Raw genomic sequence first — 15,492 nt, 5'->3', positions numbered from 1 at the left:
CGCCGTAGAACTGCGCGGCATTACCAAGCGCTTCCCCGGCGTCGTCGCCAACCACGACATCGACATCACCATCCGTCAGGGCACCGTGCATGCCCTCGTCGGTGAGAACGGTGCCGGCAAGTCGACCCTGATGAAGATCCTCTACGGCATGCAGAAGCCGGACGAGGGGACCATCGCCATCGACGGCGACCAGGTCACCTTCTCGAGCCCCGCCGACGCCATCGCACGCGGCATCGGCATGGTGCACCAGCACTTCATGCTGGCCGACAACCTGACCGTCCTGGAGAACGTCGTTCTCGGCGGCGAGAAGCTGTACGGCATCGGCGCCAGGGCCCGGAAGAAGATCCAGGAGATTTCCGACGCGTACGGGCTGAACGTGCGCCCCGACGTGCTCGTCGAGCAGCTCGGTGTCGCCGACCGCCAGCGCGTCGAGATCCTCAAGGTCCTCTACCGCGGCGCCCGCACGCTGATCCTCGACGAGCCGACCGCCGTGCTCGTCCCGCAGGAGGTCGACGCGCTCTTCGACAACCTGCGCGAGCTCAAGGCCGAGGGCCTCACCGTCATCTTCATCTCGCACAAGCTGGGCGAGGTGTTGTCGGTCGCCGACGAGATCACCGTCATCCGCCGCGGTACGACGGTGGGCACCGCCGACCCCAGGAGCACCACGACCAAGCAGCTCGCCGAGCTGATGGTCGGCACCGAGCTCCCGTCGCCGGAGACCCGCGAGTCGACGGTCACCGACATCCCGATGCTCAAGGTCGCCGACCTCAGGCTCACGGCCACCGACCCCGACGGGGTGATCCGCGAGGTCCTCGCCGGGATCGGCTTCACGATCCACAAGGGCGAGGTCATGGGCATCGCCGGTGTGGAGGGCAACGGCCAGACCGAGCTGATCGAGGCCCTGATCGGCCTGCGCGACCCCGACGGAGGTGTCATCACCCTCGACGGCGCCGACATCTCCCACGCACCGACCCGCAAGCGCCGCGAGGACGGCATCGGCTACATCCCGGAGGACCGGCACCGGCACGGATTGCTGCTGGAGTCCTCGCTGTGGGAGAACCGCATCCTCGGCCATGTGACGGAGAAGCCCAACAGCAAGAAGGGCCTGCTCGACCTCAAGGCCGCCCGCAAGGACACCGAGCGGATCGTCCGCGAGTACGACGTGCGTACTCCCGGCATCGAGGTCACCGCGGCCTCCCTGTCCGGTGGCAACCAGCAGAAGCTGATCGTCGGCCGCGAGATGAGCCACACGCCCAAGCTCCTGATCGCCGCCCACCCCACCCGCGGTGTGGACGTCGGCGCGCAGGCGCAGATCTGGGACCAGATCCGCGAGGCGCGCCACGAGGGGCTGGCCGTGCTGCTGATCTCCGCCGACCTGGACGAGCTCATCGGGCTCTCCGACACCCTGCGGGTGATGTACCGCGGCCATCTGGTCGCCGACGCCGACCCCGCCACGATCACCCCGGAGGAGTTGGGCTCCGCCATGACCGGTGCCGCGTCCGGCCACCTCGAGCACCACGAGAACGGTGAGAGCCGATGAAGAAGTTCGACAAGGACCGGCTGGTCCTGGGCCTGGCCGGCCCGGCGCTCGCCCTGGTCGTGGCCTTCCTGCTCACCTCCGTGGTGCTGCTCGTCTCGGACCTCAGCCCGGTCGAGCCGTACCGGCTGATGGTCCAGCAGGTCGAGTTCACCGATGTCCAGGTCCTGATCTTCAACCAGACCGGTATCTACTACCTGGCATCCCTGGCCGTCGCCATCGGCTTCCGGATGAACCTGTTCAACATCGGCGTCGACGGCCAGTACCGCCTCGCCGTCATGCTGGCCGCCGTCGTCGGTGCCGCCGTGGAACTGCCCGGACCGCTGCACATCCTGCTGATCCTGTTCGTCGCCATGGCCGTCGGCGCCTTCTGGGCCGGCATCGCGGGCATCCTGAAGACCACCCGCGGCGTGAGCGAGGTCGTCTCGACGATCATGCTCAACGCCATCGCGACGAGCCTGATCGCCTGGATGATCCTCCCGGCGAACCTGGGCGTGCGGCCGGAGGGTTCCAACGACCTGACCACGGGCGAGATCGCCGAGTCCGGCTGGTTCCCCGGCCTGGAACTCGAAGGCGGCACCATCTACGGCTTCACCTTCGTCGCCTTCGCGATGGGCATCGTCTACTGGTTCGTGCTGAACCGCACCCGCTTCGGCTTCGACCTGCGCGCCACCGGCGCCAGCACCACCGCCGCCCAGGCGAGCGGTGTCGACGCCAAGAGGATGATCCTCACCGCCATGCTGATCTCCGGCGCCATGGCCGGCCTGGCCGGTATGCCGATGCTGCTCGGCCAGACCCACACGTACAGCCTGAGCTTCCCGGTCGGCGTCGGTTTCACCGCCATCGGCATCGCCCTGCTCGGGCGCAACAACCCGATCGGCATCTTCTTCGCCTCGCTGCTCTTCGCCTTCCTGGACAAGACGGCGGAGGGCATCGGCCTGGAGGGTTACCCGAAGGAGCTCGCGGTGATCATGCAGGGCCTGATCGTGATCGCGGTCGTCGTGTCCTACGAACTGGTCCGGCAGTACGGGCTCCGCCGTCAGCAGCAGAAGGTCGGCGAGGAGCTTGCCGCGCAGGCCCGCAAGAAGAAGGAGGTGGCCGCGGCATGAGCGAGTCCACGAGCACGGTCTCGATGGCGAGCACCGCGCCCAAGAAGGGCGGCGGCCGCCGCAAGCTGTCCCTGCCTGTCATCCTGCTGATCATCGCGGGTGGACTCGCCCTGTTCTCCCTGGTGCGCGTCATCAGCGGCGCGAACGACCTCACCTCCGTCGGCCAGGTCTCCGGCGCGCTCCAGCTCGCCGTGCCGATCGGCCTCGCCGGACTCGGCGGTCTGTGGGCGGAGCGGGCCGGTGTCATCAACATCGGCCTCGAGGGCATGATGATCCTCGGCACTTGGTTCGGCGCCTGGGCGGGCTACCAGTGGGGGCCGTGGACAGGTGTCGTCCTCGGCATCGTCGGCGGTGCGCTGGGCGGTCTGCTGCACGCGGTGATGACGGTGACCTTCAAGGTCAACCACATCGTCTCCGGTGTCGCCATCACCATCCTGGCCACCGGTCTCACCCGGTACATGTCGAACTTCACCTTCGCCGAGACCGAGGGCGGCTCCTCCAAGCAGTCCCCTCGCATCGACGCGATCGACCGCATCACGATCCCCGGACTCTCCGACTGGCTGGGCGATCTCCAGGCGAAGCACTGGTTCTTCGTGTCCGATCTGGCGGGCGTGCTCGGCGGCCTGATCACCAACCTGTCGCTGCTGACCGTCGTCGCGCTGCTGCTCGTCCCCGGCACCTGGTGGGTGCTGTGGCGGACCAGCTTCGGTCTGCGCCTGCGCTCCTGCGGTGAGAACCCGGTCGCCGCCGAGTCGCTCGGCGTCAACGTCTACAAGTACAAGTACATCGCCGTGATCGTCTCCGGCGGACTGGCCGGCCTCGGCGGCGCTTTCCTCGCGATCATCACCGGCATCTACCAGGAGGGGCAGACCGGCGGCCGCGGCTACATCGGTCTCGCCGCGATGATCTTCGGTAACTGGATGCCGGGCGGCATGGCGCTGGGCGCGGGCCTGTTCGGCTTCACCGACAGCCTCAAGCTGCGCGGCGGTGCGGTGAACGTCCACGCGATGCTGCTGCTGTTGGCGATCCTGCTGCTGATCGCGGTCGTCTGGATGCTGTGGAAGCGGAAGTACCTGCAGGCCGCGGTCTCCGCGGTGTTCTCCGCGCTGCTCTTCACCTGGTACGCGCTCACCGACGTGCTGCCCAGCCAGTTCGTCGACGCCGCCCCGTACGTCGCCACGCTCCTCGTACTGGCGGTGTCCGCGCAGCGGCTGCGGATGCCCAAGGCCAACGGCCAGCCGTACTTCAAGGGCCAGGGCAAGTGACCGACGACGCCGCCTTCGACTGGGAGGCCCTGCGGGTACGGGCGCGTGAGGCGATGTCCCACGCGTACGCCCCCTACTCGGGCTTCCCGGTCGGGGTGGCCGCGCTCGTGGACGACGGCCGCACGGTGACCGGCTGCAACGTCGAGAACGCCTCTTACGGGATCGGACTGTGCGCCGAGTGCGGTCTCGTCTCGCAGCTCCAGGCCACCGGCGGCGGCCGGCTGACGCACTTCACCTGCGTCGACGGCCGCGGCGAGCTGCTGGTGCCGTGCGGCCGCTGCCGGCAGCTGCTGTACGAGTTCGGCGGGCCCGGACTGCTGCTGGACACCCCGGCCGGGGTCCTGCCGCTGTCCGAGATGCTGCCGCAGGCCTTCGGGCCGGGCCACCTCCGCTGAGCTCCATCTCGCGGCCCTTCCGCTGCCCTGTGGAAGGGCCGCTCCCTTAATCTCTCTCTATGCGCGTAGAGCGCGGGCACACCAACCTGGAGGACATGCCATGGACGTCATCTCCGTCATCCGCACCAAGCGGGACCGAGGCGAACTGACCCCGGAGCAGATCGACTGGGTCATCGACGCCTACACCCGCGGCGAGGTCGCCGACGAGCAGATGTCGGCGCTGGCCATGGCCATCCTCCTCAACGGCATGAACCGCACGGAGATCGCCCGCTGGACCGCCGCGATGATCGCCTCCGGCGAGCGGATGAACTTTGACACCCTCTCCCGTCCCACCGCCGACAAGCACTCCACGGGCGGCGTCGGCGACAAGATCACCCTGCCGCTCGCCCCGCTGGTCGCCGCCTGCGGCGCGGCCGTGCCGCAGCTGAGCGGCCGTGGCCTCGGCCACACCGGCGGCACGCTCGACAAGCTGGAGTCCATCCCCGGCTGGCGGGCACTGCTCTCAGGCGAGGAGATGCTGCACGTCCTCGACACCACCGGAGCGGTCATCTGCGCGGCCGGCGACGGGCTCGCCCCCGCAGACAAGAAGCTGTACGCGCTGCGCGACGTCACCGGCACGGTCGAGGCGATCCCGCTGATCGCGTCCTCGATCATGTCGAAGAAGATCGCGGAGGGCACCGGCTCGCTCGTCCTGGACGTCAAGGTCGGCACCGGCGCGTTCATGAAGAACCTCGAGGACGCCCGCGAACTCGCCTCCACCATGGTCGCCCTCGGCACCGACAGCGGCGTGAAGACCGTCGCGCTGCTCACCGACATGTCCACCCCCCTCGGTCTCACCGCGGGCAACGCCCTCGAGGTCCGCGAGTCCGTCGAGGTCCTCGCCGGCGGCGGCCCCGCCGATGTCGTCGAGCTGACCCTCGCGCTCGCCCGCGAGATGCTCGACGCGGCAGGCATCAAGGACGCCGACCCGGCGAAGGCCCTCGCCGACGGCTCCGCGATGGACGTCTGGCGCCGCATGATCGCCGCCCAGGGCGGCGACCCGGACACCACGCTGCCCGTCGCCCGCGAGCAGCACGTCGTCACAGCCCCGTCCTCGGGCGTCCTCACCCGGCTCGACGCCTACGACATCGGCATCGCCGCCTGGCGTCTCGGCGCCGGCCGCGCCCGCAAGGAGGACCCGGTCCAGGCGGGCGCGGGTGTCGAGCTGCACGCCAAGCCGGGCGACACGGTGAAGGCCGGCGAGCCGCTGCTCACGCTGCACACGGACACCCCGGAGAAGTTCGACTACGCGCTGACGTCCCTGGAGGCCGCGTATGACATCGCCCCGGCAGGCACGGACTTCACGGCGAACCCGATTGTGCTGGACCGCATCGCCTGACCTCGGGCGCCGCCGCGATGAGTTCTCGACGCGGCGGCGGTCATCACCGTGTGGAAGCCGTACAGCCTGCCGTCATGCACATCACCGGGAGGATCACCCCGAATGATGTGCCACTCCTCTGCGAGGAGATCCGCCGCCTGCTCCGTCACCACGGAACGGGCGGCGCTCCTCCCGCCGAGGTGTTCTGCGACATCGGCGGACTCGCACAGGTGAACCTGGCCACCGTCGACGCCTTGGCGCGCCTGCACCTTGCCGCGCGTCTTCAGAGCAGCCGGCTCCGGCTTCGCAACGCCGGGCCCGAACTGCTCACCCTCCTCGACCTGGTGGGCCTTCCGGAACTGGCCGAGGCCGCTTGACAGGCGTTTCCGGCCAAGGGGACGCGTGCGTAGAAGTGCTGCGGGGACCTCTGCGCTCTTTCACCACGACGCGCAGGTGCCGACGAAGCAGGTGACGGCACGCCAGGCATCCGGAAGCGTGCGCGTACCGTCCGTGCGGGCGGCTTCGGCCTGTGATCAGCGACTGGACGCCTGCAGCCCACGCGCGCGGTGACACTGAGCGCGATCACCACGAACGGCATGGCGTCCCGTCGGGCGCGCGAGGGGGGGAGGGGGAGCCCCGACCGGAGATCGGGCTGCCCGCTGATTTCCCTTCCGGCCGTGCTCGGCGCGCTGCAGGACAGGCTGGAACGAACTCCTGGAACTCGACTGTTTGTTCGTTGCCTTGGCCTCCAATATCGTTCGCGTCAGAAGACCCAGAAGCGGACCTCGGGGGAACAACGTGTCGTTCGATGACGAGTGGGCGCAGCTCAAGGCGGACGGGGACGCCGGAGAGCGTGCGGTGATGCAGCTCAACGGCGTCCCAGGGATGGATCCCGGTGGCCCCCACTACGGGGCGTACCCGGGCAGTTCCAACTACATCGTGCACGACGACGTGCTCGGTCGGATCGGCCACGACGCCTTCCGGCTCTTCAGCGGCATGGAAGTGAGCGGCAAGCATGCGCAGGTTGAAAGCGACGCCGCAGCCGCAAGCCTCAAGGGCGACGGCTTCGATTCGGGCGGCGCGCCGGCCGAGGTGAACAAGGTGTGGCAGACGCAGGTCACCACGCTTCTCCAAGCCTGCGCTCATATATCCAATCACCTTGACTACTCGACCAAGTCGAACAAGGAGACAGAAAGCTGGATCGAGACCAGTATGAAGTCGGTCAACGCGTCCAAGATCAACGAATACTTCAAGTAAGGAATCAGCATGCCCTCGTTTGAAGAGCTTCTGAACATGAAGTTGGGGCCGCTCGACTCCGCGGTGACTGACTGGACGCAGATGATCCCCTTGCTTGAGCGTCTCGAGGAGGACGCTGAAGGTATGGGCGCGCGTGCCGATGCGGCCGAGTGGCGCGGCGAGAACGCTTCGATCACGAAGCCCTTCGTTCGCAAGACGGCGAAGGAATTCCGGGATGCCGTAACCGAGGCGGAGAGTATCCGCGACCTTTTGAAGGACGCACACGCGAAGTTCAAAGCTGCGAAAGCAGATCTGAAGGCTGCCTATGACAACCCGCCCGAAGGTATCGTCATCTATCCCAACGGCGTTCTCAGTCATAGTGTTCATCCAGATCGGCGGGGTGCTGGCAGCAGACTGACGTGGTCGTGAATTCGGTGGGCGGACGTCGACGCATGCTCGCCGCCACCGCAGTGGCGAGCTGCCTGCTCGTTGCTGGACTCCTGGCATTCCTCGGACCTTGGTGGGGTGGTCGCGAGGAGGGCGAGGACCAGGCCTTCTTTTGCTGGGGAGCTGTGCCGCGGAGCGTCGTCGACGATTACGCCGGCAATGGCGGAGTTTCCTACCGTTCGACACAGGACCGTCTCGACGACTCGCTCACCTCGACCTGTGAAATCACGATCGAGGGTGACGACGGGAGATCCACCAGCCTTCGGCTGGAGGTCGGCAATTTCTCGCAGGTGAGCCACCGCCCGATCCTGTCCATCGATGAGGTGACGGGCCGTTCGTACATCAGAGCGCCGATCGGATCAGGCGTGCCGGGCTGGGGCAACCGCTCGATCGCAGGCGTATGGCTCCCTGATGGTTGTGCAAAGAAAATGGGACGCGGCGGGGGTGGCGTCCAGCTGCGATTGGACACCGCTGTTCCCAAGGGGCCTGACGGGGACCCCCAGGCAAGCGATTCGCATTCGCGGAAGATGTCGTCGTTCCTGATGAGGGCTGCCGCCGGTCTGGTGGCCGAGATGGATTGCCCCTCCAGTACCGACTTCATGGCTTCCCGGCCTGACCTGGCGCTGCTCAAGCCCCAGGTATCGCCGGAGGGTGCCGCTTGCGGACTCTCAGGGTTCTCTCCCTTCTCCGGCAACAGGGGAAGGCAGCCGGGCGTTCAGGAGTATGCGACGCAGGACGGATTCTTCAGTTGGGGTTGTTCGCTCGTGCAGGGCAGTGGCGAGGGCGAACGGCAGGAGCTCGTCCGGTTCGCCGTCAATCAGGCGCCCCAACTCGTCAACTCCTTCAAGGAGGGCGGCGGACCGGACGAGCGAGCGGCCCTTCTCACCTGCGGCCGTAAGCCGACCGTGGTCGAGATCGACCCAGTGGCCTCGGAGGATGACCACCAGCTGATGGAGGAGAAGGAGGTGTTCTCTCGCTTCGTGCTGGCCGTTTCCAGGGCGGCGGGATGCGATCCCATAGGAGAATCCGATTGACGGTGCGAGTGCGTGAGGTCGGGCAGGACGACCAACGCTCAAACCGGGATGATCGCTCTCCCGCTGCCGGTCGGCGGCGCCGGCGGTGCGCAATGAGCGTTCCTGAGGATGCGGACGCGCATTACGCCCCGGTCCCGTCGGCAGGAGCTTTCAGGAGGCCTCGGCTTCCGCCGCCGCCGGCTCGCCCGCCTTGTCCAGCCGCTTCGGGAGGTCGAACAGCGGGAACCAGCGCTTGGTGTCCAGGAAGAAGTCCATCCCGCCGACCTTGCCGTCCGAGAGCTCGAGGACGATCAGCGCCCACGGCTCGTACCCCTCGCCGTCCGCCGACGGGTGGTAGTGCGCGAAGGCGGGGGAGCCGTTCGCCACGGTCGGGACCAGCTTCGAGCCGCGGCAGACGTCGCCGACACCCAGCATCCAGCCCACGATGTCGTCGTGGCCGCGCAGCCACAGGTCGTAGGGCGGCATGGACATCGTCGCGTCCTCGTGGAGCAGCGCCGTCAGCGCCTTCATGTCGTACCCCTCGAAGGCCGCGACGTAGCGCTCCAGCAGCCGTTGCTGCTCCTCGTCGAGGGGATCCGCCGCGTCGGACGCGGTCGGGCCCTGCTCCGTGAGCGTGGCCCGGGCTCGCTGCAGCGCGCTGTTGACCGAGGCGACGGTCGTGTCGAGCAACTCGGCGACCTCGCCGGCCTTCCAGGCCAGCACCTCGCGCAGGATCAGCACCGCCCGCTGCTTGGGCGGCAGATGCTGCAGAGCGGCGACGAACGCGAGCCGGATGGTCTCCCGCTCGACCGCAGTCTCCGCCGGGTCCACGACGGACGGCAGCACCCGCCCGTCGGGCACCGGCTCCAGCCAGGTGATCTCGGGGCGGGCGTTGAGCTGGGCCTGGGCGACCGGCGTCGGACCGGACAGATCCATCGGACGGGCACGGCGATTGCCCGCGTTCAGCATGTCCAGGCACACGTTGGTCGCGATGCGGTACAGCCACGAGCGCAGGGACGACCGGCCCTCGAACTTCTCGAAGCTGCGCCACGCCCGCACCATCGTGTCCTGGACCGCGTCCTCCGCCTCGAAGGACGATCCGAGCATGCGGTAGCAGTAGCCGGTCAGCTCCTTGCGGTGCTTCTCCAGCCGCGCGTCCAGGTCCTGCGTCGTCGCGAGGTCACTCATAGGTCCGCCCCTGTCACCCATCGGCACCAGCCCTTCGGAACGTACAGGAGAGGACTGACAACGGGGTCAGGTTCCGGGCTTGCGCCCGTAGACGTATACGTCGTCGCCGTTTTTCAGCAGGTTCCAGTATGCCTTCGCGTCCGCCGGACGCATGTTGACGCAACCGCCCGAGCCGGGCGGGTTGTACATGGACTTCGTCGTGGAGTGGAAGGCCTGGCCGCCGTCGAAGAACTGCGAGTGCGGCATGCGCACGTGGTAGATCGTCGACCAGTGGTCGATACTGCGCCAGTAGATCTTCTTCGCGCCGGTACGGGTCTCCGTGCCGTCCTTGCCCGTCCGCACAGGAACCGGGCCGTACTTGAGCGTTCTGCCGTCCTGGACCCAGCTCAGCTGCCGGGTCAGGTCGACGCAGGCGATACGTCCCTTGTTCGTCGGGCACGTGCCCGCCTTGTTCGGGTTCTTGCCGGCGGCCCGCTGCGCCAGCATCGTGTTCATCGTGCGCCAGGTGAGCGGGCCCGCGTAGCCGATCGTCGGGGTGATCCCGTGCTGGGCCTGGAAGGCGCGGATCACCCGGCAGTCCGCCGGCGACTGCCGGCCGTCCACCGGACGCCCGAGGAACTGCTCCACCTGCTTCTGGTGCGGACCCGTCGACAGCGTGCACGACGCCGCCTGCGCCGTGCCGCTGCCGAGTGCGGCGGTGACCGGCACCAGCAGGCCGGTCAGGGAGAGTACGACCCCGGTACGACGGCGCAGACGCACGCGTCGCAGTCCGGTTCTTCCGCTTTTGTCTGACATGCTCCCCGACTCCCCTTCGTGTGCCTTCCGGTTGGGATGGTCTGACGGTTGAGACACCCGGAGGGGAGCGGTAGTTGCGCGGCTCTGCGACGTATTTTCTGACGGCTTGCGGGCTCGTCGGCGCTTGTGGGCTTCTGGGCTCGATGCCTCTAGGCGGCAGCTGCCGCGAGCCGCCGCTCCTGCGACCGTGCCGCGTGCGTTCCGTAGAGCGTGACCGACACGACGCCCAGGACCGCGAGCAGCCCCAGCAGTACCGTTCCGCCCCAGCCGCCGGCGTGGAAGGCGACCGCGCCGAGCGTGCCGCCCGCGCTGCTGCCCAGGTAGTAGGCCGACTGGTAGAGCGCCGACGCCTGGGCGCGGCCCGTCTTCGCCGTACGGCTCACCGAGGAGGAGGCGACCGCGTGGCCCGCGAAGAATCCCGCGGTGATCAGGACCAGACCCAGCAGCACCGCCGTCAGTGCATCGGCCAGCGAGAGCAGCAGACCCGCGGCGGTCGTGGTGACGGCCAGGTACAGCGCCCCCCTGCGGCCGAGCCGCGCGACCAGCTTGCCGGCCGCGGCGGAGGAGACCGTACCGACGAGGTACACCAGGAATACCGAACCGATCACGCCCTGTGCGAGCCCGAACGGCGCCTCCGCCAGGCGGTAGCCGATCACCGTGTACACCGCGCCGAAGACGGTCATGAACAGCGCGCCGATCGCGTACAGCCGCAGGAGCAGCGGATCGGCCAGATGTCCGCGGACCGTCCTTGCCAGTGGGCGCGGGTTCAGCGTGCCGGGAGTGAAGTGCCGAGCCTTCGGCAGCAGCGCGCGGAACACCAGCGCGCACACCAGCGCCATCACCCCCACCGCGGCGAGCCCGACGCGCCAGCCGGCGAGCTGCGCCACCCAGCCGGTGACGATACGGCCGCTCATGCCTCCGATGCTGTTGCCCGCCACGAACAGGCCGATCGCGCCGACCAGCGCCTTGGGCCTGACCTCCTCGGCGAGGAACGCCATCGCCGACGCCGGCAGACCGGCCAGCGCGGCGCCCTGCACGGCGCGCAGCGCCACCAGCCACTCGACGTTCGGTGCGAACGGCACCAGCAGGCCCACCACGACGGCGACCGCGAGGGACGCGTTCATCACGGTCGTCCGTCCGAAGCGCTCGGACAGCGCGCTGAGCGGCAGCACGCACAGGGCCAGCGCGCCCGTCGCGGCGGAAACCGTCCAGCTGGCGGCGCCGGCGGTGACGCCGAAGTCGGCCGAGAGGGCGGGCAGCAGGGCCTGCGTCGAGTAGAGAAGGGCGAAGGCCGCCATACCGGCGGCGAAGAGCGCGAAGCTCATGCGGCGGTAGCCGGGAGCGCCGGGGGAGTGGAGATCAGGGGACGACGGGGCGGCGCCCACGGTGGTGGACGCCTTGGTACTGGCAGGAGGCATATGTCGAAGGTAGGCCGCCGCTTTTCATGCGTCCAATGCATGAAACGGTGATAATCGTTCCCATGGTGCATGAACGCAGCTCAGGGCCTCGCCTGTCACCGGGCAGTTACGAAGAAGACATCACGCTGGAGCTTGCTCCCCGCCTCGCGTACTTCGCGGGCGTCGCCCGGCACGAGCATGTGACCCGCGCCGCACAGGAGATGGGCGTACCCCAGTCGACGCTGTCGCGGGCGATCGTCCGCCTGGAACAGGATCTGGGCGTGGCGCTGTTCGCCCGCAAGGGCCGCACGGTCTCGCTCACCCCGGCCGGCCGCACCTTCCTCGCCTCTGCCGAGCGTGCCCTCGCGGAGGTGGAGCGGGCGGCCGAGGCCGTGCGGGCCGACACCGACCCGCGGTCGGGCAAGGTCGCCTTCGGCTTTCTGCACACCATGGGCTCCGAGACGGTGCCCGGCCTGATCCGCGCCTTCCGCGCGGACCACCCGCGGATCCGCTTCACGCTCGTCCAGAACTACGGCGAGGCGATGATCGAACGGCTCCGGGCGGGCGAGCTGGACCTGTGCCTCACCTCGCCCGTGCCCGACGCGCCGGATCTGGTCGCCCGCCGTCTCGACGAGCAGCGGTTGCGACTCGTCGTCCCCGACGACCACCGGCTTGCCGGCCGCAGGCGCGTCCGCCTCGCGGAGGCCGCCGACGAGACCTTCGTGACCCTCGAGCCCGGCTACGGCCTCCGGCGCATCACCGACGACCTGTGCGCGGAAGCGGGGTTCACACCGCGCGTCGCGTTCGAGGGAGAGGAGGCGGAGACCCTGCGCGGCCTGGTCGCGGCGGGCCTCGGCGTGGCCCTGCTGCCCCCGCCGGCGGTGGCCCGCCCCGGCGTCGTGGAACTGACGGTGACCGCGCCGCGCGCGGTCCGCGAGATCGGCGTCGCCTGGCTCGACGGCCACCCGGACACACCGCCGGTGGCGGAGTTCAAACGCTTCCTGCTCTCCCGGCGCGGCCGCCTCCTCTCCGACTGACCGGCCGCGCCGTCGAGGCCGACCGGCCTCGACAGTGTCCGGGCGCCCGGGCGCATCGCCGGCCGCCCAGGCCGTGACGGCGCTCGGCCGTCGCGGACGCACCGTCCGTCGTCCCGACGGCGTCGGGCTGCGCCGCCGGGTTGTGCGGGTGCGTCTCGCCGGTGTTGGCCGCGAGACGCTCCGCCCCTCGACGGTACGAGACCGCCCGGCCGCACCGCCCGGCCGTTCCCCCGTCGGTGTCCGGCCGTCGGGCTTTGACGCCGCGCGGCTGTGCCCGGCCGGCGCGTCCGCCCCGCGTGTCAGTGGGTCCCGTCCAGCGGGGTGCGTTGGTGCTCGGTCGGCCGTCCGGCCCTGTGGCCCTGACGCCGTGGGGCCGGTGGAGCGCACTTCACGTCAGGCCCCGCCTCAGGCTCGCAGCGCCCTCCCGAAACCCGCCGCCAGCGGCATCCTCAGCCCCAGCGGTGGCGGGGCCGCCAGCGCGTCCGCGACGGGCCGGGCGTAGGTCCTGGTGAAGAGCGATCCACGCACGAAGTCGGCGGCCAGCGCGTGCACTTCCTCCTGGTACTGGCGCAGCGCGTGCCCGTCCGAGTGGACCTCGAAGCGGCAGGTGTCCCGGTTGGACTTCTTGGCGCGCTCGGCCAGCCGGTAGGAGAGCTCCGGATCGGTGCGCGCGTCCTTGGTGCCGTGCACGATCAGCACCTGGCGGCCGACCAGCTGCCGTACCGGCTCCGGTTCGGCGGCCATGTCGTCCTCCGGCAGCCAAGGGGCAAGGGCCAGCACGGAGTGGACCGCGGGGTCCCCCGCCGCGTGCAGCGCGGCCCGCCCGCCCATGCCGTGACCGGCCAGGCACACGGGGACGTCGCCGTAGCGGCGTACGACCTCCTCGACCGCCCAGGCCGCGTCCGCCGCGAGCTGGGCGTCGGCGCCGTTCCAGCCACGGCCGCGGTAGTGCACGCTGTGCACCACCAACCCGTCGTCCCGCCCCGCCCTGGCGAGCGCGCGACCCAACGGCAGTAGCGCGGCGTACGACAGGGCGGATGCCCTGCGCGCGGAGTCCGGCTCGCCGTCCGGCAGCAGCAGCACCGCCCCTGCCACCGCAGGGTCGGTGCCGGCGTTCCTGGCGCCGGAACGCCCCGGCACAGTGCCCAGCTTGGCCTGCGCCCCCGACCGGCCCCCTCGTGCCACCTGTGCGACTGTCGTCTCACCGCGGGCGCTCGCCCCTCCGGCCGCAGCGACCGGACGCCCCCGCCACCGGGGCAGTGCATGGTGTGCCATGGCAGAACAGTCTCAGAAGCCGAGGTGTACTCCACCCGTACGCGCGGTCACTGTTACGTATCGACAAGCGATCCTGGGGGGCGCGCTCTACGCGCGTAGGGGCTAGAGTGCGCAGATGACGAGCCAGACCCTCAATTCGCCCACCGCGGACCAGATCCGCCGCGCCCCGAAGGTGCTGCTCCACGACCACCTCGACGGCGGTCTGCGGCCGGGCACGATCATCGCACTCGCCCGTGACGCCGGGTACGAAGCCCTGCCGGAGACCGAGCCCGACAAGCTCGGCATCTGGTTCCGTGAAGCCGCCGACTCCGGTTCGCTCGAGCGGTATCTGGAGACCTTCGCGCACACCTGTGCCGTCATGCAGTCCCGTGACGCGTTGTTCCGCGTGGCGGCCGAGTGCGCGCAGGACCTCGCGGAAGACGGAGTCGTCTACGCCGAGGTGCGCTACGCCCCCGAGCAGCATCTCGAAGCGGGCCTCACGCTCGAGGAGGTCGTGGAGGCGGTCAACGCCGGCTTCCGCGAGGGCGAACGGCGGGCCAAGGAGAGCGGTCACCGTATCCGGGTCGGGGCCCTGCTCACCGCAATGCGCCACGCCGCCCGCGCCCTGGAGATCGCCGAACTCGCCAACCGCTACCGCGACAACGGCGTCGTCGGATTCGACATCGCGGGCGCGGAGGCCGGCTTCCCGCCCACCCGGCACCTCGACGCGTTCGAGTATCTCAAGCGCGAGAACAACCACTTCACCATCCACGCAGGCGAGGCGTTCGGACTGCCGTCGATCTGGCAGGCGCTCCAGTGGTGCGGTGCCGACCGGCTCGGTCACGGTGTGCGGATCATCGACGACATCGAGGTCGCGGACGACGGCTCCGTGAAACTCGGCAGGCTCGCGGCGTACGTCCGGGACAAGCGCATCCCGCTGGAGATGTGCCCCACATCCAACCTGCAGACGGGCGCCGCGGACTCCATCGCGGCGCATCCGATCGGTCTGCTGCGGAAACTGCACTTCAGGACCACGGTCAACACCGACAACCGGCTGATGAGCGGCACCAGCATGAGCCATGAATTCGAGCTGCTGAACGAGGCATTCGGTTACACGCTCGACGACATGCAGTGGTTCACCGTCAACGCCATGAAGTCTGCGTTCATCCCTTTCGATGAACGACTCGCGATGATCAACGATGTCATCAAGCCGGGTTACGCCGAACTGAAGTCCGAATGGCTGTTCCGGCAGACCGCCACGACCGGGAACTGAGCGGCCTCGGCCACCCGTACGGGCACTTACACCGAAGCGGCCGGAGCGTCAATTCCCGGCCGCTTCACGGTGTTTGCGGGGTCTGTGCGAGGCTCACTAGTGTCTCGTGATCCTGTAGGCGTTACTTGATCTCGCGTATCTCGTTGTTACCGACATGGAGCTCTCCGTGGAACAGGCCGCAGAGTTGCG

At 69.2% G+C, this 15,492-nt stretch carries 15 protein-coding genes; 11 read left to right on the top strand and 4 right to left on the bottom strand.

Features of this window, described 5'->3' with window-relative positions:
* Nucleotides 1-10 precede the first annotated feature (10 nt).
* The 9 genes from ACZ4SA_RS33980 to ACZ4SA_RS33940 all read left to right on the top strand — a co-directional run bounded on the left by ACZ4SA_RS33980 (nucleotide 11) and on the right by ACZ4SA_RS33940 (nucleotide 8,380).
* Entirely contained in the window at nucleotides 11-1,540 is a 1,530-nt protein-coding gene (locus tag ACZ4SA_RS33980) for an ABC transporter ATP-binding protein (protein ID WP_468281864.1), read from the top strand.
* The gene (locus ACZ4SA_RS33975; protein ID WP_468281822.1) at nucleotides 1,537-2,646 is read left to right on the top strand and encodes an ABC transporter permease; all 1,110 of its coding nucleotides are present in this window, start codon (nucleotides 1,537-1,539) and stop codon (nucleotides 2,644-2,646) included. The genes ACZ4SA_RS33980 and ACZ4SA_RS33975 overlap by 4 nt, the downstream gene beginning before the upstream one ends.
* Nucleotides 2,643-3,911, top strand: a complete 1,269-nt coding sequence (locus ACZ4SA_RS33970; RefSeq protein WP_468281820.1) for an ABC transporter permease — start codon at nucleotides 2,643-2,645, stop codon at nucleotides 3,909-3,911. Before ACZ4SA_RS33975 ends, ACZ4SA_RS33970 begins: the two co-directional genes overlap by 4 nt.
* Complete coding sequence (locus ACZ4SA_RS33965; RefSeq protein WP_468281818.1) at nucleotides 3,908-4,306, top strand: cytidine deaminase; 399 nt, start codon at nucleotides 3,908-3,910, stop codon at nucleotides 4,304-4,306. Before ACZ4SA_RS33970 ends, ACZ4SA_RS33965 begins: the two co-directional genes overlap by 4 nt.
* A 100-nt stretch (nucleotides 4,307-4,406) precedes the next feature.
* Complete coding sequence (locus ACZ4SA_RS33960) at nucleotides 4,407-5,684, top strand: thymidine phosphorylase (RefSeq protein ID WP_468281816.1); 1,278 nt, start codon at nucleotides 4,407-4,409, stop codon at nucleotides 5,682-5,684.
* Between the two features lie 74 nt (nucleotides 5,685-5,758).
* Nucleotides 5,759-6,040, top strand: coding sequence for an STAS domain-containing protein (locus ACZ4SA_RS33955; protein WP_468281813.1), 282 nt, complete (start codon nucleotides 5,759-5,761; stop codon nucleotides 6,038-6,040).
* 421 nt (nucleotides 6,041-6,461) lie between these two features.
* Entirely contained in the window at nucleotides 6,462-6,920 is a 459-nt protein-coding gene (locus ACZ4SA_RS33950; RefSeq protein ID WP_468281811.1) for a hypothetical protein, read from the top strand.
* Nucleotides 6,921-6,929: 9 nt separating this feature from the next.
* The gene (locus tag ACZ4SA_RS33945; RefSeq protein WP_468281809.1) at nucleotides 6,930-7,328 is read left to right on the top strand and encodes a hypothetical protein; all 399 of its coding nucleotides are present in this window, start codon (nucleotides 6,930-6,932) and stop codon (nucleotides 7,326-7,328) included.
* A 23-nt stretch (nucleotides 7,329-7,351) separates the two neighbouring features.
* Nucleotides 7,352-8,380: a hypothetical protein gene (locus tag ACZ4SA_RS33940; protein ID WP_468281807.1), complete on the top strand. Its 1,029-nt coding sequence runs from the start codon at nucleotides 7,352-7,354 to the stop codon at nucleotides 8,378-8,380.
* Between the two features lie 150 nt (nucleotides 8,381-8,530).
* On the opposite strand, the gene ACZ4SA_RS33935 is transcribed toward ACZ4SA_RS33940, so the two are convergent.
* The 3 genes from ACZ4SA_RS33935 to ACZ4SA_RS33925 all read right to left on the bottom strand — a co-directional run bounded on the left by ACZ4SA_RS33935 (nucleotide 8,531) and on the right by ACZ4SA_RS33925 (nucleotide 11,760).
* Nucleotides 8,531-9,547, bottom strand: a complete 1,017-nt coding sequence (locus ACZ4SA_RS33935) for a sigma-70 family RNA polymerase sigma factor (RefSeq protein ID WP_468281805.1) — start codon at nucleotides 9,545-9,547, stop codon at nucleotides 8,531-8,533.
* Between the two features lie 66 nt (nucleotides 9,548-9,613).
* Nucleotides 9,614-10,342 carry a L,D-transpeptidase family protein gene (locus ACZ4SA_RS33930; protein WP_468281803.1) on the bottom strand — a complete coding sequence of 243 codons (729 nt, stop codon included), beginning with the start codon at nucleotides 10,340-10,342 and terminating at the stop codon, nucleotides 9,614-9,616.
* 149 nt (nucleotides 10,343-10,491) lie between these two features.
* On the bottom strand, nucleotides 10,492-11,760 hold the full coding sequence (locus ACZ4SA_RS33925) for an MFS transporter (protein ID WP_468281801.1): 1,269 nt from the start codon (nucleotides 11,758-11,760) through the stop codon (nucleotides 10,492-10,494).
* Between the two features lie 62 nt (nucleotides 11,761-11,822).
* Between ACZ4SA_RS33925 and ACZ4SA_RS33920 the strand changes: the two genes are divergently transcribed.
* Entirely contained in the window at nucleotides 11,823-12,776 is a 954-nt protein-coding gene (locus tag ACZ4SA_RS33920; RefSeq protein ID WP_468281799.1) for a LysR family transcriptional regulator, read from the top strand.
* 405 nt (nucleotides 12,777-13,181) lie between these two features.
* On the opposite strand, the gene ACZ4SA_RS33915 is transcribed toward ACZ4SA_RS33920, so the two are convergent.
* Entirely contained in the window at nucleotides 13,182-13,961 is a 780-nt protein-coding gene (locus tag ACZ4SA_RS33915) for an alpha/beta hydrolase (RefSeq protein ID WP_468281797.1), read from the bottom strand.
* A gap of 205 nt (nucleotides 13,962-14,166) precedes the next feature.
* On the opposite strand from ACZ4SA_RS33915, the gene ACZ4SA_RS33910 reads away from it, so the two are divergent.
* Entirely contained in the window at nucleotides 14,167-15,303 is a 1,137-nt protein-coding gene (locus ACZ4SA_RS33910; RefSeq protein WP_468281795.1) for an adenosine deaminase, read from the top strand.
* Nucleotides 15,304-15,492 lie beyond the last annotated feature (189 nt).

The sequence above is a fragment of the Streptomyces sp. NPDC027962 genome, assembly GCF_055566095.1.
The sequence above is the reverse complement of the archived record's forward strand: the minus strand, read 5'-3'. Positions and strand labels throughout refer to the sequence as shown.